At 73.0% G+C, this 19,685-nt stretch carries 26 protein-coding genes; 6 read left to right on the forward strand and 20 right to left on the reverse strand.

Going from position 1 to position 19,685, the window contains the following annotated elements; genetic code table 11:
- Window positions 1-60: 60 nt before the first annotated feature.
- A complete protein-coding gene (locus AB0G01_RS08030; protein ID WP_360940917.1) occupies window positions 61-1,107 on the reverse strand; it encodes a PLP-dependent cysteine synthase family protein in 1,047 nt (348 codons plus the stop codon).
- A gap of 68 nt (window positions 1,108-1,175) precedes the next feature.
- Here AB0G01_RS08030 and AB0G01_RS08035 point away from each other — a divergent pair, with 68 nt between their 5' ends.
- From AB0G01_RS08035 to AB0G01_RS08045, 3 genes are all read left to right on the forward strand, one after another.
- Window positions 1,176-2,180 (forward strand): ADP-ribosylglycohydrolase family protein, encoded by a 1,005-nt coding sequence (locus AB0G01_RS08035; protein WP_360940919.1) that lies wholly within the window; start codon window positions 1,176-1,178, stop codon window positions 2,178-2,180.
- Between the two features lie 64 nt (window positions 2,181-2,244).
- Complete coding sequence (locus tag AB0G01_RS08040; RefSeq protein WP_360940921.1) at window positions 2,245-2,589, forward strand: PadR family transcriptional regulator; 345 nt, start codon at window positions 2,245-2,247, stop codon at window positions 2,587-2,589.
- On the forward strand, window positions 2,586-2,885 hold the full coding sequence (locus AB0G01_RS08045; RefSeq protein ID WP_360940923.1) for a hypothetical protein: 300 nt from the start codon (window positions 2,586-2,588) through the stop codon (window positions 2,883-2,885). Before AB0G01_RS08040 ends, AB0G01_RS08045 begins: the two co-directional genes overlap by 4 nt.
- Window positions 2,886-2,890: 5 nt before the next feature.
- On the opposite strand, the gene AB0G01_RS08050 is transcribed toward AB0G01_RS08045, so the two are convergent.
- Together AB0G01_RS08050 and AB0G01_RS08055 are read right to left on the reverse strand one after the other, a co-directional pair.
- Window positions 2,891-3,148 (reverse strand): DUF4229 domain-containing protein, encoded by a 258-nt coding sequence (locus tag AB0G01_RS08050; protein ID WP_360940925.1) that lies wholly within the window; start codon window positions 3,146-3,148, stop codon window positions 2,891-2,893.
- Window positions 3,149-3,159: 11 nt separating this feature from the next.
- Window positions 3,160-3,627 (reverse strand): Lrp/AsnC family transcriptional regulator, encoded by a 468-nt coding sequence (locus AB0G01_RS08055; RefSeq protein ID WP_360940927.1) that lies wholly within the window; start codon window positions 3,625-3,627, stop codon window positions 3,160-3,162.
- A gap of 149 nt (window positions 3,628-3,776) precedes the next feature.
- Between AB0G01_RS08055 and AB0G01_RS08060 the strand changes: the two genes are divergently transcribed.
- Together AB0G01_RS08060 and AB0G01_RS08065 are read left to right on the forward strand one after the other, a co-directional pair.
- Window positions 3,777-3,995, forward strand: a complete 219-nt coding sequence (locus tag AB0G01_RS08060) for a BldC family transcriptional regulator (protein WP_231904860.1) — start codon at window positions 3,777-3,779, stop codon at window positions 3,993-3,995.
- Window positions 3,996-4,047: 52 nt separating this feature from the next.
- Window positions 4,048-4,224, forward strand: a complete 177-nt coding sequence (locus AB0G01_RS08065; RefSeq protein WP_360940929.1) for a hypothetical protein — start codon at window positions 4,048-4,050, stop codon at window positions 4,222-4,224.
- A 62-nt stretch (window positions 4,225-4,286) separates the two neighbouring features.
- On the opposite strand, the gene AB0G01_RS08070 is transcribed toward AB0G01_RS08065, so the two are convergent.
- The 4 genes from AB0G01_RS08070 to AB0G01_RS08085 form a co-directional block, all read right to left on the reverse strand.
- On the reverse strand, window positions 4,287-5,822 hold the full coding sequence (locus AB0G01_RS08070) for an AAA family ATPase (protein WP_360940931.1): 1,536 nt from the start codon (window positions 5,820-5,822) through the stop codon (window positions 4,287-4,289).
- A gap of 101 nt (window positions 5,823-5,923) precedes the next feature.
- A complete protein-coding gene (gene ccsB / locus AB0G01_RS08075) occupies window positions 5,924-6,886 on the reverse strand; it encodes a c-type cytochrome biogenesis protein CcsB (RefSeq protein WP_360940933.1) in 963 nt (320 codons plus the stop codon).
- Window positions 6,887-8,374 carry a cytochrome c biogenesis protein ResB gene (locus AB0G01_RS08080; protein ID WP_360941289.1) on the reverse strand — a complete coding sequence of 496 codons (1,488 nt, stop codon included), beginning with the start codon at window positions 8,372-8,374 and terminating at the stop codon, window positions 6,887-6,889.
- Between the two features lie 50 nt (window positions 8,375-8,424).
- A complete protein-coding gene (locus AB0G01_RS08085; RefSeq protein ID WP_360940935.1) occupies window positions 8,425-9,204 on the reverse strand; it encodes a cytochrome c biogenesis CcdA family protein in 780 nt (259 codons plus the stop codon).
- A 156-nt stretch (window positions 9,205-9,360) separates the two neighbouring features.
- Between AB0G01_RS08085 and AB0G01_RS08090 the strand changes: the two genes are divergently transcribed.
- On the forward strand, window positions 9,361-10,317 hold the full coding sequence (locus AB0G01_RS08090) for a M64 family metallopeptidase (RefSeq protein WP_360940937.1): 957 nt from the start codon (window positions 9,361-9,363) through the stop codon (window positions 10,315-10,317).
- 27 nt (window positions 10,318-10,344) lie between these two features.
- Here the strand turns inward: AB0G01_RS08090 and AB0G01_RS08095 are convergent, their stop codons facing one another.
- From AB0G01_RS08095 to AB0G01_RS08155, 13 genes are all read right to left on the reverse strand, one after another.
- Window positions 10,345-10,920: a TlpA disulfide reductase family protein gene (locus AB0G01_RS08095; RefSeq protein ID WP_360940939.1), complete on the reverse strand. Its 576-nt coding sequence runs from the start codon at window positions 10,918-10,920 to the stop codon at window positions 10,345-10,347.
- Complete coding sequence (locus AB0G01_RS08100; protein WP_360940941.1) at window positions 10,917-11,543, reverse strand: histidine phosphatase family protein; 627 nt, start codon at window positions 11,541-11,543, stop codon at window positions 10,917-10,919. Before AB0G01_RS08100 ends, AB0G01_RS08095 begins: the two co-directional genes overlap by 4 nt.
- Entirely contained in the window at window positions 11,540-12,829 is a 1,290-nt protein-coding gene (hemL, locus tag AB0G01_RS08105) for a glutamate-1-semialdehyde 2,1-aminomutase (RefSeq protein ID WP_360940943.1), read from the reverse strand. Before hemL ends, AB0G01_RS08100 begins: the two co-directional genes overlap by 4 nt.
- A gap of 11 nt (window positions 12,830-12,840) precedes the next feature.
- Window positions 12,841-13,173 (reverse strand): hypothetical protein, encoded by a 333-nt coding sequence (locus AB0G01_RS08110; RefSeq protein ID WP_360940945.1) that lies wholly within the window; start codon window positions 13,171-13,173, stop codon window positions 12,841-12,843.
- Between the two features lie 13 nt (window positions 13,174-13,186).
- The gene (locus AB0G01_RS08115; RefSeq protein ID WP_360940947.1) at window positions 13,187-13,645 is read right to left on the reverse strand and encodes a hypothetical protein; all 459 of its coding nucleotides are present in this window, start codon (window positions 13,643-13,645) and stop codon (window positions 13,187-13,189) included.
- On the reverse strand, window positions 13,642-14,178 hold the full coding sequence (locus AB0G01_RS08120) for a hypothetical protein (RefSeq protein WP_360940949.1): 537 nt from the start codon (window positions 14,176-14,178) through the stop codon (window positions 13,642-13,644). The genes AB0G01_RS08115 and AB0G01_RS08120 overlap by 4 nt, the downstream gene beginning before the upstream one ends.
- Entirely contained in the window at window positions 14,175-14,786 is a 612-nt protein-coding gene (locus AB0G01_RS08125; RefSeq protein WP_360940951.1) for a hypothetical protein, read from the reverse strand. Before AB0G01_RS08125 ends, AB0G01_RS08120 begins: the two co-directional genes overlap by 4 nt.
- Window positions 14,787-14,806: 20 nt before the next feature.
- Window positions 14,807-15,199, reverse strand: coding sequence for a hypothetical protein (locus AB0G01_RS08130; RefSeq protein WP_360940953.1), 393 nt, complete (start codon window positions 15,197-15,199; stop codon window positions 14,807-14,809).
- Window positions 15,196-15,735, reverse strand: coding sequence for a hypothetical protein (locus AB0G01_RS08135; RefSeq protein WP_360940955.1), 540 nt, complete (start codon window positions 15,733-15,735; stop codon window positions 15,196-15,198). The genes AB0G01_RS08130 and AB0G01_RS08135 overlap by 4 nt, the downstream gene beginning before the upstream one ends.
- A gap of 181 nt (window positions 15,736-15,916) precedes the next feature.
- Window positions 15,917-16,528, reverse strand: coding sequence for a hypothetical protein (locus AB0G01_RS08140; RefSeq protein ID WP_360940957.1), 612 nt, complete (start codon window positions 16,526-16,528; stop codon window positions 15,917-15,919).
- A 42-nt stretch (window positions 16,529-16,570) separates the two neighbouring features.
- On the reverse strand, window positions 16,571-17,116 hold the full coding sequence (locus tag AB0G01_RS08145) for a hypothetical protein (RefSeq protein ID WP_360940959.1): 546 nt from the start codon (window positions 17,114-17,116) through the stop codon (window positions 16,571-16,573).
- Window positions 17,113-18,090, reverse strand: a complete 978-nt coding sequence (gene hemB, locus AB0G01_RS08150) for a porphobilinogen synthase (RefSeq protein ID WP_360940961.1) — start codon at window positions 18,088-18,090, stop codon at window positions 17,113-17,115. The genes AB0G01_RS08145 and hemB overlap by 4 nt, the downstream gene beginning before the upstream one ends.
- A gap of 60 nt (window positions 18,091-18,150) precedes the next feature.
- Window positions 18,151-19,683 (reverse strand): bifunctional uroporphyrinogen-III C-methyltransferase/uroporphyrinogen-III synthase, encoded by a 1,533-nt coding sequence (locus AB0G01_RS08155; protein ID WP_360940963.1) that lies wholly within the window; start codon window positions 19,681-19,683, stop codon window positions 18,151-18,153.
- Between the last annotated feature and the right edge of the window lie 2 nt (window positions 19,684-19,685).

Below are 19,685 nucleotides of genomic sequence, written 5' to 3' on the forward strand. Positions count from 1 at the left end.
TGGCCGATCCACGCTGCGACGCAGCACACCCCGCCCGCGTTCCCACCGGGTCCGAGATTGTTACGACCAGGTCCCCGCCGCGTGGAACCCGGCCAGCGTCGCGAGGTGCGGGGAGAGGTCCATGCCCTGGTCGGCCACCCACTCGTCGTCGTAGTAGGTGTTCGCGTAGCGCTCGCCGCCGTCGCACAGCAGGGTCACGACGCTGCCCCGCACCCGGGACGCCCGCATCTCCGCGATCAACTGGAACGCGCCCCACAGGTTCGTCCCGGTGGAGCCGCCGACCCGGCGGCCGAGCACCTCCTCCACGTGCCGGATGGTCGCGATGGACGCCGCGTCCGGCACCTTGATCATCCGGTCGATGACGTGGCCGACGAACGACGGTTCGACGCGCGGCCGGCCGATGCCCTCGATCCGCGAGCCCCGGGTGCCGACCAGGCCGGGATCGCCGTTCCGCCACGCGTCGAAGAACACCGAGTGCTCCGGGTCGACGACCGCCAGCCGCGACCGGAGCTTCCGGTAGTGGATGAAGCGGCCGATGGTGGCGCTGGTGCCGCCGGTGCCCGCGCCGACCACGACCCACGCGGGTACCGGCGCGGCCTCCAGGGACATCTGCTGGAACACCGATTCGGCGATGTTGTTGTTGCCGCGCCAGTCGGTGGCGCGCTCGGCGTGGGTGAACTGGTCCATGAAGTGGCCGTCGAGGTCGGCGGCCAGCCTGCGGGACTCGTCGTAGATCGCGCCGGGCTCGTCCACGAAGTGGCACCGGCCGCCCTGGCGCTCGATCAGCGCGACCTTCTCCCCGCTGGTCGAGCGGGGCATCACGGCGATGAACGGCAGGCCGAGCAGGCGGGCGAAGTACGCCTCGGACACGGCCGTGGAGCCGGAGGACGCCTCGATCACGGGTGTGCCGCCGACCACCCAGCCGTTGCAGATGGCGTACAGGAACAGCGATCGGGCCAGGCGGTGCTTGAGCGAGCCGGTGGGGTGGGTCGACTCGTCCTTGAGGTAGAGGTCGATCCCCCACTCCAGGGGGAGCGGGAAGTGCAGCAGGTGCGTGTCGGCGCTGCGGTTGGCGTCCGCCTCGATGATCGAGACGGCCTCGCACACCCATTCCCTGGTGCGGGAGCTACATCGGTCTACCGAAATGGTCACGCCGGCACGATAACTTCTGTGACGTGACCTCACGTGGGAGCACTTCAGCTCGGGACGCCCTGCGGACCTGCCTGCTGGCGGGCGCGGTCGGCGACGCCCTCGGCGGGTCGGTCGAGTTCGACCGCATCGACCGCATCCGGAGCCGCTTCGGCCCGTCCGGCCTGACCGACTACGCGCCCGCCTACGGCCGGCTCGGCGCGATCACCGACGACACCCAGATGACCCTGTTCACGCTGGAAGGGCTGGTCCTGGCGCGCCGCCGGGGCAGCGACCCGGTGCACGAGGTGCGGGCGGCCTACGGCCGCTGGCTGCGCACCCAGGGCGGGCCCGAGGTGCCGGCGGACGGGTGGCTGCTCGACGTGCCGGAGCTGCACCAGCTCCGCGCGCCCGGCACCACGTGCCTGACGGCGTTGCGCTCGGGCCGGCCGGGCACGGTCGAGTCGCCGATCAACGACTCGAAGGGCTGCGGCGCGGTGATGCGCGCCGCGCCGGCGGCGCTCTGGTCGGACCGGCCGGACGAGGTCTTCGCGCTGGCCTCGGCGACCGGCGCGCTCACCCACGGCCACCCGAGCGGCTACCTGTCGGCGGGCGTGCTGGCGGTGCTGGTGCAGCAGTTGTGGCGGGGCCTGGACCTGCCCGGCGCGATCGGCGTGGCGCGCGACGAGCTCCGGCGCTGGGACGGTCACGAGGAGCAATCGGTGCTGCTCGACCTGGCCGTGGAGATGGGCGCGCGGGGCGAACGGCCGACGCCCGAGGTGATCGAGGCGGCGCTGGGCGGCGGCTGGGTCGGCGAGGAGGCGCTGGCGATCGCGGTGCTGACCGCCCTCGCGGCCGAGAGCCTGGCGGACGGGCTGCTGCTGGCCGTGAACCACTCCGGGGACAGCGATTCGACCGGCGCGCTGTGCGGGAACCTGCTGGGCGCGCGGGACGGCGGGGAGGCGCTGCCCGGCCACTGGGTCGACGCACTGGAGCTGGCCGACGTGATCGGGCGGCTGGCCGACGAGGCCGCCGAGGTGTTCGCGGGCTGATCCTGGTCGACCGGGGTGGCCGACCCCGTGGACAGGCTTAATCTACATAGGTAGTATTAGCGTCGTGGAGCCGCTGGAACGCATCGGCAAGGCCACGGTCGACGTGCTGGGAGTGCTGCTCGACGCCGACCGGCCGCGCTGGGGCCTGGAGATCATCACCCTGACCGGACGCCCGTCCGGCAGCGTCTACCCGCTGCTGGACCGGCTGGAGCGGGCGGGCTGGGTCACGTCCCACTGGGACGACGACGCCGAACGGCGCGGACCCCGCCGCCGGATGTACGTGCTCACCCCCGACGGAGCCAAAGAGGCGGTAAAGGTGTGCGCTCGCCAGACCCACCCCGGCCAGACCCGGGCCGGCCAGATCGCGGCCCGCGCGCCGCGCCCGGGGCGACCGCGGGTGGCGGGATGACGGGCCTCGCCCTCGTCCTCGTCACGTGGGCCGCGGCGCTGCTGCGGCCGGGCGACCGCGACCGCTACCGCGAGCAGTGGCGCGCCGACGTGCTCGGGGCGCGCGACCTGGGACTTTCCCCGTCGGGCGTCGCGTTCGGCGCGCTGCGCGTGGCGCACGCCCGGCGAGGACCGGTGGTGATCCCCGTCCGCGTGCTGGCCCTGGCCCTGCGCCTGCGCGAGAGCCGGCACCTCGGCGCGGTGCTCGTGGTGCTGCTGCTGGCGAACCTCGGCGGCGGAATCCTGCTGGTCGTCTGAGCGGCTCAGCCGGCTTCGCCGCGCAACTGCGAGCGCAGCTTCTCGCGCTCGACCCGGCGCGCGGCCTGCTTCTCCTCCAGGCCCCGCGCCACCCGCGTCCGCAGCCCGCGGAACACGAACAGCGACAGCGGCAGCGCGACGACCACGCCGACCGCCAGGGCGACCAGCAGGGGCACGTTCAGCAGCACGAGCGCCGCGGTGACCACGGCGACCATGCCCAGACGCGCGCTCACGTACAGCGTCACATCACGACCCAGGTGCACGGTTACCCAGGCTACGCGCCGCTCTCCGGTTCGCCCGCCGCGGTGTTCGGTCGTCCTTCGAAACGCGTGGACAGCACGACCGTGGTGCGGGTGCGGGCCACCCCGGGGATGCGCCGCAGCCTGCCCAGCGACCGCTCCAGGTCGTCCACCGTGGCCACCCGGACCTTGACGATGAACGACTCGTCGCCGGCCACCCGGTAGCAGGACTCGACCTCGATCAGCCCGCCCAGCGACAGGGCCAGCTCGTCGTCGTCGGCGGTGTCCGTGGGGTGGATGCTGACCAGCGCGGTCACCCCGAGACCGACCGCGCTCGGGTCGACCACGGCGTGGTAGCCGACGATGACGCCGGTGGCCTCCAGCTTGCCCACCCGCTCGTGCACGGCGGAGGCGGACAGCCCGACCTTGCGCCCCAGATCGGCGTAGGTGGCTCGGCCGTTCGCCCGCAGGGCGGCGATGATCTGGCGGTCCAGTGCGTCCACCGGCCCAGCCTAGGGCCACCCCCCGCGATGTCCGAACCGCCCACTTCGTCCCTTACTACCTCTTTACCATCACCCAAGCGTTCGAGTACCCGAAGGTCGGGATGCCACGATGCGTCCGGTACGTCTGTTCGGCATCGGGGAGGAAGACCGTGACCGTGACGCAGGGACACCAGGGGGAACGGCTGCTCACACCGGGCGAAGTGGCCAATCTCTTCCGCGTCGACCCCAAGACCGTGACCCGCTGGGCCACGGCGGGGCGCATCGGCTCGATCCGGACTCCGGGCGGTCACCGCCGCTTCCGGGAGTCCGAGGTCCAGGCCCTGCTCTCCCAGTTGACCACCGAAGCGACCGAGCCGGTGCGGCACTGACCCCGCCCACCCCGACGACACGGGTAACCTCGTGGCGAAGGAGGTGGCGACCATGCTCTACGTGCTCGCACTGGTCGGAGCGCTCACGATCACGGTACTGCTGTGGCACGCGTTCGGGCCGAACCGGGTCGGTACCGCCCCCAGCCGCCGCGTCATCGCGCCGGACGACGATCCCGAGTTCCTGCGCAAGCTGGGCGAACAGGGCAAGAAGCGTCCCGACGAAGAGTGACGGACGCGGTGCCGGGGGGCCTCCGTCGAGGCCCCTCGTCTCGTCGGCGCGGGTGAAAGCGCTCAGGTCACCTTGTTCGGGAAGTCGTCGGCCACCGTCGCGGCCAGCTCCAGCAGCGCCAGGCGGGTCTCCGGGCCGAGCTTGTCGAGCTCGATCTCGGCACCCTCTTCCAGGTGCGCGTCGAACGGGATGCGCACGACCGCGCGGCAGCGCTGGGAGAAGTGCGCGGCCAGCTTGTCCAGGTCGACCTTGCCCGAACCGGGCCGCACCGAGTTGATCACGGCCACCGACTTGGCCACCAGGTCGCGGTAGCCGTGCGCCTCCAGCCAGTCCAGGGTGGCCGCCGAGGTCTGCGCGCCGTCCACCGAGCCGGAGGACACCAGCACCAGCGAGTCGGCCTGGTCGAGCACGCCCTTCATCGCGGAGTGCATCAGACCGGTGCCGCAGTCGGTGAGCACGATGTTGTAGAAGAGCTCCAGCAGCGAGACCGTGCGCAGGTAGTCCTGGTCGCTGAACGCCTCGGACACCGCCGGGTCCTGCTCGGAGGCGAGGATCTCCAGCCGGCTGGGCGACTGCGAGGTGTACGCGCGGACGTCGCTGTACTTGGTGATCCGCGAGGCGTCCCGCAGCAGGTGCCGCACGGTGGCCGTGGTCTCGCGCGGGACCTTCAGCGCGAGCGTGCCCCGGTCGGGGTTGGCGTCCACCGCGATCACCCGGTCGCCGCGCAGCGACGAGAACGTCGAGCCCAGGGTGGTGGTCGTGGTGGTCTTGCCGACACCGCCCTTCAGGCTCAGCATCGCGATCTTGTAGCACCCGCGCAGCGGCTGGTTGATCCGCCCGATCAGCTCGCGCCGCCGCACGTCCGCCGGGCTCTCGCCGAGGTTGACCAGACCGCCGGTCACCGCGTGCACGGTCTTGCGCCAGCCGGACTGCGGCGGGCGCTTCGCGCGCTTGATCAACTGCTGCGACGACATGTCGTGCGCGGTCGCGGGCGGCGGCTGCTGGGGCTGGATGCTCTGCGGGAAGTTGTTCGGGAACGAGCCCTGGAACTGCGGCTGCTGCGCGTTCGGGTCGAACTGGTGCGGCCCGCTCTGGCCGGCCACCGGGTACGCGCCGCTCTGGTGCGGTCCCTGCTGGTACTGCCCGCCGACCGGGTAGGGCCCCGACTGGCCCGGCACCGGGTACGGGCCGGACTGGCCGGGCACCGGGTAGGGCCCCGACTGGCCGCCGACCTGGTAGGCACCGGACTGGTGCGGGCCCGGCTGGCCGGGGACCGGGTAGGGACCGGACTGGCCGGCCACCGGGTACGGACCCGACTGGCCCGGGACCGGGTACGGCCCGCTCTGGCCGGGCACCGGGTGCGGGCCCTGCTGCGGGCCCTGCGCCGGGAAACCACCGGACGGCGGACCGGTCACCGCGCCGGAGGGCGGACCGGCCACCGCTCCCGACGCGGTCGGGTCGAAGTTGAGCGTGGCGGGTTCGACGTAGTGGGATTCCGCCCCGGGCTCGACCGGGTGACCACCCGACTGGCTCGGGTTGGGCTGCCCCTCCGAGGGCGGCTGCCACGACGATTCAGGGTTCTCGTAGCGACCGGTCACCGCTGGGGTCCTCCCTGAGCAAGAGCGGATCGAGCACTCCCCGACCTCACGATTGCGACGGTAGTCGGGCCGCAGCGGTTCCACGACACTGGGTAGGGGGTCTAATCGACACCCGCGTAAGAGTGCAATCCGGTCGTGACCAGGTTGATGAAGAACAGGTTGAACACGGTGAGCGCGAAGCCCAGCGTGTTGATCCACGCGGCGGGACGGCCGCGCCACCCGGCCGTGGCACGGGCGTGCAGGTACGCGGCGTAGACCACCCACGCCACGAACGAGACCGTCTCCTTCGGGTCCCAGCCCCAGAACCGGCCCCACGCCGCCTCGGCCCAGATCGCGCCGCAGATGAGGCCCAGCGTGAACAGCGGGAACGCGAACACCGTGCTGCGGTAGGCCAGCCGGTCCAGCACGTCGGAGTCGGGCAGCTTGGCGAACCGCGCCCGGCCGGAGGACTTCAGCAGGTACAGCACGCTGGCCACGCCCGGCAGCAGGAACAGCCCGCTGGACACCGAGATCACCGAAACGTGTACGACCAGCCAGTACGACTGGAGCGCCGGCTGCACCGGCGCGGCCTCGGCGTAGAGGACGGTGCCGCCGAGGAACATCAGGACGGCGATCGGCGTCAGCACGAACCCGCCGAGCTTGCGCACCGGGAACATCCGCACCAGGACCAGCCAGCCCACGACGGCCGCGAGCGTCAGCAGCGCCGTGTACTCGTACATGTTGCCCCACGGTGCGCGCGCGGTCGCCAGACCGCGCAGCACCAGCGAACCGCCGTGCAGCACCACGCCCAGCAGGGTCAGCGCGACGCCCATCCGCCCGAGCTTCTCGGCGCGCGGGCGCTCGGCGCGCACCACCAGGCCCGGCGTCCAGGTGCCGTCCTCGGCGGTGCCCGCGACCTGCGGGCCGGCACCGACGAGCTCGCGCTCCTTGGCCGCGCCGGACTTCGCGGTGTTCTTCGCGAAAGCCTGCTCGCACAGGTAGAACACGGCCGCGATCACGTAGACCGCCACGGCCGCGCCGTACGTCCAGTCGCTGAACGTGGCCAGCGTCGTGTTGACCGGCATCTAGCTCTCCTCCTTGAGCAGGTCCCGGGACAGGGAGCCGAACTCCTCGCCGTACCCGGCCTGGTCGGTGCGCGCCAGGCCACCGACCTCGACAACCGTACGCCCGTCCTCCTGGGGTGTCGCCCGCACCCAGATCCGGCGGCGCTTCACCGTCAGCGACACCACCAGACCCACGATGACCAGCACCGCGAACGCCAGCACCCAGGTCTGGGTCGGGTCGTGGGACACCTGGAGCGACACCCAGTCGCGCACGCCCTCGAACCGGATGGTGGTGCCGTCGTCGAGCCTGATCTCCTCGCCGGCCTTCAGGTTCTGCCGGGCGACCTTGGCGAGCTTGCCGCTCTCCACCATCTTCCGGTCGATGGCGAAGATCGACTGGCCGCGCCCGGAGTCCGTGCCCAGGTCGCCCCGGTAGACGTCGACCGCGACGGCGGGGTCGCGCGCCGCGGGGAAGGCCGAGTCGAGCAGCTCGCCGTGGAACGCGGCGGTGGGCGCGAGCAGGCCGGTGATCGCGAGCTGGTTCTCGCGGCGCTGCCCGGCGTCGGTCACGCCGGGCGGGTCGAACTTGGTCGCGCCCTCGGAGGCCAGCGTGAGCTCGTTCACCGGCCGCCACTGGGTCGAGCCGTTGCGCACCTCCCCGTTGGGGAAGGTGACCTTGAACAGCGGCGTGTAGCCGTGGCCGAGCAGGTACAGCCGGTCGCCGACGGTCCGCAGCGGGTGGTTCACCCGCAGCGCGTACGGCCGCCAGGTCCCGCTCTCCAGGTCGTCGCCGGACTGGTACTGGACGTCCGCCTGGAACGTGTCCGCCTGCCCGTTGTCCAGGTAGGTGGCGTGGAAGTCGTCGACCTTGACGCAGAACTGGTTGAGGTCGGTGCCGTCGACCCGCAGGCCGGGCCGGAACGTGTCGTAGTTGAACACGCCGGAGTTGCAGAACTGGCCGCCCTGGGACTGGACGATGACCTGGCCCTCGTAGCCGAACATCTTGCCCAGCGCGAACGCCACCAGCAGGCCGAGCAGGGAGAAGTGGAACAGCAGGTTGCCGGTCTCGCGGAGGAACCCGCGCTCGGCGCTGACGCTGCGCCCGCCGCCGTCCTCCGCGCGCTCGACCAGCCGCCAGCCCCGGAGCCGGCGCTTCGCCGCCGCCACCACGTCCTCGGGCGACGCGGCGCGCTCGGCGGACGCGTGGTGCGGCATCCGGGCCAGGTTGCGCGGGGTGAGCACGGGCTTGGCCCGCATCTGCCGGTAGTACTCCCACGTGCGCGGCAGCAGGCAGCCGATCAGCGACACGAACAGCAGCACGTAGACGGCCGCGAACCAGGCGCTGGCGTAGACGTCGAAGAACTGGAGCCGGTCCAGCAGCCGGCCCCACCACCCCTTGTCGGCGAGGTACTCGGTGACCTTCTGCGGGTTCAGCGACCGCTGCGGCAGCAGCGCGCCCGGCATCGCGCCCAGCGCCAGCAGGAACAGCAGGGTCAGGGCGGTGCGCATGGCGGTGAGGCCGCGCCACGTGTTGCGCAGGAAGGCGAGGGCGGCGCGCACTACAACGGCAGTTCGAGGTCGTTGACCACGGCGTCGCGCAGCCAGAGCACGAAGTCGCCCCAGAGCCCGGTGACCAGCGCGACGCCGACCGCGATCAGCAGCGCGCCGCCGAACACCTGCACCTGCCGCACGTGGGTGCGCAGCCAGCCGGTGACCCGGACCGCCCACCGCGCGCCCAGCGCGATCAGCACGAACGGCAGCCCCAGGCCGAGGCAGTAGGCGACCACGAGGACCGCGCCGCGCGCGGTGGCCGAGCCGACCTCGGTGCTGCGCGCCAGGGCCAGCACGCCGGCCAGCGTCGGCCCGACGCACGGGGTCCAGCCCAGGGCGAAGATCCCGCCCAGGACCGGCGCGCCGATCAGGCCGCCGCGCGGGGTGCGGTGCAGCCGGACGTCCTTTTGCAGCGCGGGGACCAAACCGATGAACACCAGGCCCATGGCGATGGTGACGACGCCGCCGATGCGCTGAAACACGTCGGCGTCGAAGTAGAGGGTGTCGGTGAGCCCGAGGACCACGAACGACGTCAGGCTGAACACGATCGTGAAGCCCAGCACGAACAGCAGCGCCGCGCCCGCGACCCGCCAGCGCCCGGACTTGCGCGCCTCGCCGGTGTCCACGGCGGGTGCCTCCGCGCCGACCAGGCCGGCCAGGTAGGCGAGGTAGCCGGGGACCAGCGGGACCACGCACGGCGAGGCGAACGAGATCGCACCGGCCAGCACGGCGAGGCCCACGGCCAGTCCCAGCGGTCCGGACATCGCCAGTTGCGTCGTCGGGTCCACGGCCACCAGGGTAGGTACGGGCCTCGGGGAGCCGCCCACCGGACTCCCTTAGCGGCGACCTGGGTCACACCCGGCGGGGGTACCTGAGGACCCCCATCGGTTAAACCCGACTTTCCACCCTTGTGAGTGAGCGGCCCGATTCATAGCGTGAGTTCCATGCGCGTGAGCCGACTGACCCTGCCGGTCTTGGCCGTCGCACTCGTCGCCGCCACCGCCCCCGCGAGCGGTGGCGCGGTCGAGTCCGCTGTGGAGTGGCGGGAGGTGTTCTCGCCGGACGGCACGATCACCCGGGCCGCCGTCCCGGTCGCGGCGGAGCCGAGAGCCGAGGCGGCCGAGGTGACCGCCGAGGTCGTGCCGATCCAGCGGACCGGTGACGCGGACCAGCGCTTCGACCTGGTGTTCGTCGGGGACGGGTACACCTCGTCCGAACTGGGTGCCTACCACGGGCACGTGGTGGACAAGTGGGCAGAGCTGTCCGCCGTGGAGCCGTTCAAGTCCTACAAGCAGTACTTCAACGTGTGGCAGGTCGACGTCGTGTCGAACGAGTCCGGTGTGGACCACGACCCGGCGCTCGGGTCGGCCAAGGACACCGCGCTGGACATGGGTTTCTGGTGCCAGGGCCGGGACGTGGACACCGAGCGGCTGCTGTGCGTGAACCAGGCGAAGGCGGGCCAGTTCGGCGCGCTCGCGCCGGGCGCGGACCAGATCATCGCGCTGGGCAACACCGCCAAGTACGGCGGGGCGGGCGGCGGCGTCGCCACGGCGGCGGGCGCGAACGCCCAGGCCGGGCAGATCGCCGTGCACGAGCTCGGGCACTCCATCGGCGGGCTGGCCGACGAGTACGACTACCCGTACGACCGGTACGCGGGTGACGAGCCGGCCGAGCCGAACGCCACCGCCGACGCGAGCGGCGCGAAGTGGTCCCGCTACCTGGGGCAGACCTCCCCCGACGGCGGGACGGTCGGCGCGTACGAGGGCAGCCGGTACCACCGGTACGGCCTGTACCGGCCCACCGAGAACTCGATCATGCGCACGCTGGGCCGCGAGTTCAACCTCGTCGGCCGCGAGGCGATGGTCGACGCGTTCAAGACGAAGATCCCCGAGCTCAGGTGAGGGGAGCGCCACGCCGCTCCCCCACGCCTACCCCTCGGCGGCGAGCTCCTTCACCAGCGGCACCAGGTCGGTCGCGATCAGGCTCTCCAGGAACACCGCCGCCACCCGGTGCCCCTTGTCCAGCACGATCGTGGTGGGCACGGTGTTCGGCGGCAGGCCCTTGAACGCCAGCAGCGTCCGGCCCGACTCGTCGTAGATCGACGGGTAGTCGAGCTCGCGGTTCCGCATGAAGTCGCGGGGCTGCTCGGCGGAGCTCTCCTTCACCGCGATGCCCAGCACCTGCACGCCCAGCGGGCCGGTCTCGTCCTGCACCTTCTGGAGCTCGGGCGACTCCGTGCGGCACGGACCGCACCACGAACCCCAGACGTTGACCACCACGACCTTGCCCGCGTAGTCGGCCAGCGACACCGTCCGGCCCTCCTCGCGCACGTCCGGCCCGGACAGCGCGCGCACCGCCTTGCGCTGCTCGCCGTCGTACCGGATGCGCACCTGGCCGTCGGGCGCGACGAATTGGAAGTCCGAGCCGGTCACCACGGCGTCGTCGCCGGTCGTGCACGCCGTCGCCGCGAGCAGCAGCGACAGCGCCACCGCCGCCCGCTTCACGCGCCCGTCACCCGGGGGCTCGTCGCGCCGGCGGGCTCGGTGTAGACGACCCGGACCAGCTCCTCACCCTCGAACACCAGGCTGGTCAGCGACGCGAGCGAGCACTCCCGGCGGCGCGGGTCGTGCCACATCCGCTTGCCCTCCAGGAACCGCCGCAGCGTCCAGATCGGCAACTGGTGCGACACGCACACCGCCTCGTGGCCCTCGGCCGCCGCGCGCGCCCGCTGGACCGCGCCGAGCATCCGGTGCGCGATCTCCAGGTACGGCTCGCCCCACGACGGCCGGAACGGGTTGACCAGCTTCGGCCAGTGCTTCGGCGAGCGCAGCGCGCCGTCGCCGACCGCGACCTTGAGGCCCTCGAACTTGTTGCCCGCCTCGATCAGCCGGTTGTCGGTGGCCAGGTCGAGCCGGTGCGAGTCGACGATCGGCCCGGCGGTCTGCCGCGCCCGGTCCAGCGGGGAGGCCACGACGTGCGCGACGTCGTGGTCGGCGAGGTGCTCGGCGACGACCAGGGCCTGCTGCCTGCCCCGCTCGGACAGCGCGAAGCCCGGCAGCCGGCCGTAGAGGATTCCGGTCGGGTTGTGGACCTCGCCGTGGCGGAGCAGGTGCACGACGGTCTTCACGGCGTGGCCTCCGCGGCGGCGCGGGCGGCGTGGGGCAGGGCGTCGGCGATCACCGCGAAGTCCTCCTCGGTCATGGCGGCGTTGACGAACCACGCCTCGAACGCGCTGGGCGGCGGGTAGACGCCGCGCTCCAGCAGGGCGTGGAAGAACGGCGGGAAGCGCCAGGTCAGCGCGGCCTGCGCGGCGGCGTAGTCGACCACCTCGTGCTCGGTGAAGAAGACGCTGACCAGGTTGCCCGCGAACTGCACGCGGTGCGGCACGCCGGCGTCGGTCAGGGCGGCGGTGAACAGCGCGCCCAGGCGGTCCGCGTTGGCGTCCAGCGCCCGGTACACGTCGTCGGTCGCGGCGCGCAGCGTGGCCAGGCCCGCCGCGACCGCCACCGGGTTCCCGGACAGCGTGCCGGCCTGGTAGACCGGGCCGGCCGGGGCGAGCTTCGCCATCACGTCGGCGCGCCCGCCGAACGCGGCGGCCGGCAGCCCGCCGGACATCACCTTGCCGAACGTGTACAGGTCGCCGGCCACCTGCTCCAGGCCGAACCAGCCCGCCCGGGACACCCGGAAGCCGGTCATCACCTCGTCCATGACCAGCAGCGCGCCGTGGGCGTGGCACAGCTCCAGCAGCTCGGCGTTGTGCCTGGGCGCGACCGCGCCCATGTTGCCCGCCGCCGCCTCGGTGATCACGCAGGCGATCTCGTCCGGGTGCTCGGCGAACGCGGCCCGCACGGCGGCCGGGTCGTCGTAGGGCAGCACGATCGTGTCGGCCGCCTGCGCGCCGGTGACGCCGGGCGAGGTGGGCAGGCCGAGCGTCGCGACGCCGGAGCCCGCCTGGGCGAGCAGGGCGTCCACGTGGCCGTGGTAGCAGCCGGCGAACTTGACGACCTTGCGCCGGCCGGTGAAGCCGCGGGCCAGGCGGATCGCGCTCATGGTGGCCTCGGTGCCGGAGTTGACCAGGCGCACCCGCTCGACCGGGGCCACCCGGGAGATGATCTCCTCGGCCAGCTCGATCTCGCCCTCGGTGGGCGTGCCGAAGGACAGGCCGCGCAGGGCGGCGGCGCGGACGGCCTCGACGACCTGCGGGTGGGCGTGGCCGAGGATCATGGGCCCCCACGAGGACACCAGGTCCACGTACCGGTTGCCGTCGGCGTCCCACAGGTGCGGACCCTCGCCGCGGACCATGAACCGGGGCGTGCCGCCGACCGAGTGGAAGGCCCGGACCGGCGAGTTGACGCCACCGGGGATCACCGCCGCCGCGCGCTCGAACAGTGCCTGGGATCGCGTGGAAGTCACGAGGCCCAGTCTCACACGTCGGGTTCGGCGACCTGCTCCCGACCACGGGTGCGGACCGCGAGCAGGGTCTGCCGGATCGCGTCGAGCACCAGCACGCCCGCCACCGTGCCGAGCCCGATCGCACCGCCGAGCCAGTTGCCCAGGTAGCGGGTGGACTCCACCGGCGCGTGGTCGGCGGCGGTGTAGCCGGAGCGCAGCACACCCCGGTTCCAGCACCACGCCGCGAGGAGCACCAGCGCGACCGCGAGGACCACTTCACCGACCGCGACGGCGGCGCGCAGGGGCTGGTGCAGCCCCGGTCCGGGGGCGGCTGCGGCGGGGGCTACGGGCGTGGCAGCGGTCACGCGGGTCAGCCTCTCACGCCCCGTCGCGCCCCGGAGCCCGGGGCGCGAGCAGCCGGTCCAGTGCGGCGCGCAGCGCGTCGGCGTCCCGCGCCCAGCCCAGCACGACCTCGCCGTCGGCCAGCCGCACCGGCACCGGCGCGGTGCCGCGCGGCTCGGTCCAGCCGCCGCCGAGCACCCGGGCCCCGGCCCGGGGCTCCACCCCGGCCACCTCCGCGATGTCGCGCACCCGCACCTCCTCGCGGCCCAGGTGCAGCGCCGCAGGTGTGAGCAGCACGCCGTGCAGCCGTCGCCGGCCCTGCACCCACACCAGCGCGGCGAACGACAGCCCGGCCGCCACGAGCACCCACAGCAGCGGGAACACCGCGCCGGTCAGCGCCTCGACGCCGAGCCCGACCACGCCGGACACCGGTCCCCACAGCAGCGGCCACCAGGACGCGCCGGGTTCCCGGTAGAGCACGGGCTGGTCGGTCACCCGGGGTTCCCCGCGAAGTAGTGCCGGGTGCCCGGCAGGAAGCTCAGCACCCCGGCCACCACGGGCAGCACCAGCCGCAGCACGATCACCACCCACGACGCGGCGTCCGCGCCGCCGGACCGGGAGGCCAGGAGCGCCGCCGCCACGGCCAGGACGCCGATCGCCAGGTATCCCCCGCACAGCGCGATCCGGGCGTGGTGGCTGCCGCCCAGGAACGCCACCGCGCCCCACACGCCGCCGATCGCGAGGCAGCCGGTGCCGAACAACGTCATCACCGCGCCCAAGCCCGCGAACCCACCCTGCTCCGCGAGCACCCGCACCACGGTGCCCACCGGCCAGGCCAGCGCCGCGAGCAGCCACACCGCGAACGCCACGAGGACCACGCCGGGTCGGGGCACCACCGCCGTCCGCTGGTCGACCTCGCGCATCCCGCCGGGGAAGCCGGGCGGCGGTGGTCCGCCGGTCCGGGGCAGGTGCACGGGACGCATCGGCTGGTCGAACGGGTCGAACGGGTCGAACGGCGGTCGCGTCATCGGCGGTTCGCCGACCTCACGTAGTGGTTGACCGGGGGCAGGAACATGGCCACGCAGCCCAGGACGACCGCCCCCAGGAACAGCAGCGCCCAGATCGTGCCCACCAGCCAGTTCGCGTACAGCACCGCGCCGGACCCGAAGCCGATCAGCAGCGCCGCCCCGAGCAGCAGGGCGGGCGCGGCCAGGACGGCGAGCAGGACGCGCGGCCAGTCCCGCCCGGACCGGAGCTTGAGCGCGCCGACCACGTACGGCACGGCGAGCACCGCGAAGCCGAGCCCGAACAGCACGGGCGTGAGCTGCGCGCCGATCCGCGCCTCGGTCCGCGTGTTCGGCTCGGGCGTGGCCTGGGAGTCCTGGTAGAGCTGCTCGGCGAACACGTCCAGGCTGGTGAGGAACACCGCGGGCAGGCCGAGGACCAGCAGTGCGACGCAGGCCAGCCAGCTCCAGGACGCGGCGGTCAGCGCGGCGGGCCGGGACGGCGCGACCGCGCCGGGGTCGGCCGGCGGCATCGGCGGCGGGTACCCGGCGTAACCGGGCAGCGGTGCGGCCGGCTGTCCGGGCAGGTCGACGCGGTGGAACGGCGAGGCGTACGGGTCGTGCTCGGGCATGGCGCTCTCCGGCGGGGGTGCTAGTGCTGCGCCACCCACTCTGCCGTACCGCGCTGCCAGGTGACCGCCAATCCGGTACCGATCAGGCCCAGCAGCACCACGTTCGGCCCGGCGGACGTGGTCAGCACGATCCACAGCACGTGCACCGCCGCCAGCGCGGTGAGCGCCCACCGCGCCCACCCGGTGCGCCGCTGGAGCAGCCGGGCGAGCACCGCGTACCCGATCGCGAGCACCACCGCCCCGATCGTGTACTGCACCACCCGGTCGGTCGGCGGCGGGCTGTCCGGCGCGGTCGAGAGCCACCCGGCGCGGCGCAGCCACAGGTAGCAGGCACCGAGCGGGAGGAACACCGCCACCACGTACCAGACCGCCACGGCGGTGCGCGCGGACGGCGGCGGTTCGGGTGCGGTCACGCGGCGTGCTTCACCGACTCGAAGTAGGCCTTCGAGTTGGGCAGGTACAGCAGCACCACCGCGACCACGCTGATCAACGAGGTGAGCAGGCCGGAGATGGACGCGCCGACCAGCAGCGTGGACAGCAGGCCGAGGGCGGTCAGGACGGCGAGCACGATCCGCGCCCAGTTGCGGCCGGCCCGCGCCTTGAACGCGAACAGCACGTAGAGGGCGGCGAGCACCACGCCCACCACGGCGGTGATGATCATGTTGGCGCGCAGGAGCGCGTCGAACTCGTCGGGGCTGAGGCTCTGGTACTGGGGCACGTCGCGCAGCACCTCGGCCAGCGCGTCCCGCTGGGTGAACACCAGCAGCCCACCGACGGCGGACAGCACCGCGCCCGCGATCCAGATCCAGAAGGAGATCCGCACTTCCTTCGGCACCGGCAGCGCCGGGCCGGCCGTGCCGGTGCCGTGCAGCTCGGCGTCGCTCAGCGGCGGGGGCGCGGGGGTGTACGGCTGCTGCTGCCCGCGATCCGGGTCCTGTGGGGTCGTCACATCGGGAAACGCTAGAACCACCCAGGGCGACTGTCCACCGCGACGGGCCGCGCCGCGACGGACCGTGACACCGATCATCGACGAAGGTCGTCCGATCGCGCGACTTCGGTCGACGCGGACCGGGATCACCGGGTGGCGTGTTGCCCGTCGTCGGACGACGGGCAACACGCGGGCACTCCGGTCAGGCGGACTTGAAGTAGTGGTTCGCGTCCGGCTTGAACATGAAGATCAGCGCGCCGACGGTCACCACCAGGGACACCAGCGAGAGCAGCGCCTGGATCACGCCGAACGCGCCGACGCTGAACAGCAGGCCGAAACCGGCCAGGCCCACCAGGCCCGAGATCACGCCGATACCGCCGAGCACCGCCAGCACGATCCGCGCCCAGTTCGCGCCGTTGCGCATCTGGAGCACGACCACGATCCACACCACGAAGAGGATGATGCTGAAGATCGCCGTGCCGTACGACGGACCGCTGCCGAGGGCCGACCGGATGGACGGGTCCACCCCCTTGGTCACCTCGTCGTAGATCGCCTGCGCGGTGAGGAAGCTGACGATGCTGGACACGATGCCGATACCGGCGGCCACCATCCACAGCAGGAAGGCGGTCTCGACGGACTTGGGGCGCGGCGGGCGGTTCATCTCGGTGGGCGACAGCGGAGGTGCCTGGGGCGGGTAGCCGGGCTGCTGTTGCTGCTGGTAACCGCCCTGCTGGGGGAAGCCGCCCTGGGGGGTGCCGCCGGGCTGCTGGGGGTAGCCGCCCTGCTGGCCGTAGGGGTCCTGAGGAGTGGTCATGCGCGGACCGTAAGAGGACCGGCAGCCCGCGTCGACCGGAAATCACAATCCGTTAGCTACCCGGGGTGTTTTGTCGGCGACAGAGCGCTGTGCCCTGAAGTACCCGGAGACCGACGGCAAGTACATCAGGACGATCGCCACCACGTCCAGCACCATCGTGACGGTGCCGAACACCAGGTCTGGGGTGGCCACCGGGATCTTCAGCACGGCCGCCAGACCGGACGTCACGAGGATCAGCCGGGACACCCCGATCAGGATGCCCACCCCGCCGAACACGGTCAGCACGACCCGCGCCCAGTTGCGCCCGCCGGCCATCCGGTTCGCCAGCAGCGCGTACACCACCACCAGCAGCCCGCCCAGCAGCAGGCCCATCATGATCCCGCCGGACACAGCGGCGTCCAGCTCGTCCTGGCTCATCGTGATGTTCTGCTGCCGCTGCTCGTCGACCAGCACGTCGATGAGCATCTCGCGGTCGGCCAACTGCACGAGGAACCGGCCGAGGCCGACCAGGGCGCTGCCGATCCACACCCAGCGCGCCAGGTCGACCAGCTTCGGCGGGGTCGGCCGCACCCGCTTCGCGGCTGTCACTCCCGGTCCAGCCACCGCGCCGCCTCCACCGCCCAGTAGGTGAGCACGACGTCCGCGCCCGCGCGCCGGATCGACGTCAGCGTCTCCAGCACGGTCCGCTCGCGGTCGATCCACCCGTTGCGCGCGGCGGCCTCGACCATCGCGTACTCGCCGGAGATCTGGTACGCCGCCACCGGCACGTCGGAGACCTCCCGCACCGCGCGCAGCACGTCGAGGTACGGCAGCGCCGGCTTCACCATCACCAGGTCCGCGCCCTCGGCCAGGTCCAGCTCGACCTCGCGCAGCGCCTCCCGGGCGTTCGCCGGGTCCTGCTGGTAGGTCTTGCGGTCGCCTCGGAGCTGCGACTCCACCGCCTCGCGGAACGGTCCGTACAGCGCCGAGGAGTACTTGGCCGAGTAGGCCAGGACGCCGGTGTCGGTGTGCCCGGCCTCGTCCAGCGCCCGGCGGATGAAGCCGACCTGGCCGTCCATCATGCCGCTGGGGCCGACGAGGTGGGCACCGGCCTGGGCCTGCGCCACCGCCATCTCGCCGTAGACCTCCAGCGTGGCGTCGTTGTCGACCTCGCCGGTCGACGTGAGCACGCCGCAGTGGCCGTGGTCGGTGAACTCGTCCAGGCAGCAGTCCGACATCAGCACGGTGCTGTCGCCGAGGTCGGCGCGCAGGTCGGCCAGCGCCGCGTTGAGGATGCCGTCCGGGTCGGTCGCGCCGGAGCCGACCGCGTCCCGGGTCGAGGGCACGCCGAACAGCATCAGCCCGCCCACCCCGGCCCGGACGGCCTCGGCGGCGGCTTCGCGCAGCGAGTCGCGGGTGTGCTGGACCACGCCCGGCATGGACGAGATCTCGACCGGGGCCGCCGCGCCCTCCTTGACGAACATCGGCAGCACGAGCTGCCGTGGCCGCACGGTGGTCTCGGCGACCAGGCGGCGCAGCGCCGGCGTGGTGCGCAGGCGGCGGGGTCGGTGGGCGGGGAACACAGCGGCACTCCCGGGGAAGAAGGAGGTCGGGGCCCCCGGAGGAGGCCCCGACCGGGTGCTTCAGGAACGGCGCAGGCGCTTGGTCTTGCGCGGCGGGGGCAACGCGCCCTCGGCCCGCAACCTGGCCGCGTGCTGGGCCAGGGCGTCCACCAGGGCGGGCACGTTGGCCTCTTCCGGCTGGACGTCGACCCGCAGGCCGAACTCGCGGGCCGTCTCGGCGGTCTGCGGTCCGATGCACGCCACGAGCGTCCGGGCGTGCGGCTTGCCCGCGATGCCGACCAGGTTCCGGACCGTGGAGGACGAGGTGAAGCACACCGCGTCGAACCCGCCGGACTTGATCATCTCGCGGGTGTCGGCGGGCGGCGGCGCGGCCCGCACGGTGCGGTAGGCCGTCACGTCGTCGATCTCCCAGCCCCGGTCCCGCAGGCCCGCCGCCAGGGTTTCGGTGGCGATGTCGGCGCGCGGCAGCAGGACCCGGTCGACCGGGTCCAGGATGTCGTCGTACGGCGGGAAGTCGGCCAGCAGGCCCTCGGACGACTGCTCGCCGGAGGGCACCAGCTCGGGGATGATCCCGAACGAGCGCACCTTCGCCGCGGTCGACTCGCCGACGCAGGCGATCTTCACGCCGGAGAACGCCCGCGCGTCCAGGCCGAACTCGCGGAACTTCTCCCACACCGCGCGCACGGCGTTGGTCGAGGTGAACACCACCCACTGGTAGCGCCCGTCGACCAGGCCCTTCACCGAGCGCTCCATCTGCGCCGGGCTGCGCGGCGGCTCGACCGAGATGGTCGGCACCTCCACCGGGATCGCGCCGTGCGAGTGCAGCCGGTCGCTCATCGCGCCCGCCTGCTCCTTCGTCCGCGGCACGAGCACCCGCCACCCGTAGAGGGCGCGGGACTCCCACCAGGACAGCTTGGGCCGACCGGCGACGGCACTGCCGACCGTGACGATCAGCGGGCCGCCCAGGTCGCCGGCGTCGGCGGCCAGGGACGCCAGCGTGGTGTCCACGGTGCGCTGGCCGAAGCCGGTGCCGTCCGCGGTCACCGCCACCGGGGTCTGCGGTGCGACGCCGTGCTCCACCAGGGAGGACGCCGCTTCGGCGAGGTGGCTGCCGGTGGCGTGCAGGACCAGCGTGCCGGGCGCGGCGGCCAGGCTCGCCCAGTCCGCCACGCCGCGCACGTCGGCCTCGGTGTGCACCGCGCCGAGCGCGACACCCGCGTACGCGGGCACCGCCGTGCCCGCCGGGACACCCGGCACCACGTCGAACGCGATCGTCGTCTTCGAGACCGCCTGCGCCTCCTTGACCACCGCGTCCAGCGTGAGCGGGTCGCCCGCCACCAGCCGGACCACGGCGTGGCCGTTCTTCGCCTCGGTCACCAAATCCTTCGCCACGTCGGCCGGGTCACCGACCGCCGGGCGGATCTCCACTCCGTCCGGGACGAGGGCGACCACCTCGGACGGCACGTCCGGGTCCGTCACCACGAGTTCCGCCTTGGCCAGCAGATCACGGGCGCGGACCGTGAGCAGGCCGGTGTCGCCGGGGCCGGAGCCCACGAAAGCGACACGGCCGGGGGTCTTGCGTGCGCGGGTCATCA

It is taken from the genome of Actinosynnema sp. NPDC023587 (assembly GCF_040640215.1).
Taxonomy (GTDB): Bacteria; Actinomycetota; Actinomycetes; order Mycobacteriales; family Pseudonocardiaceae; genus Actinosynnema.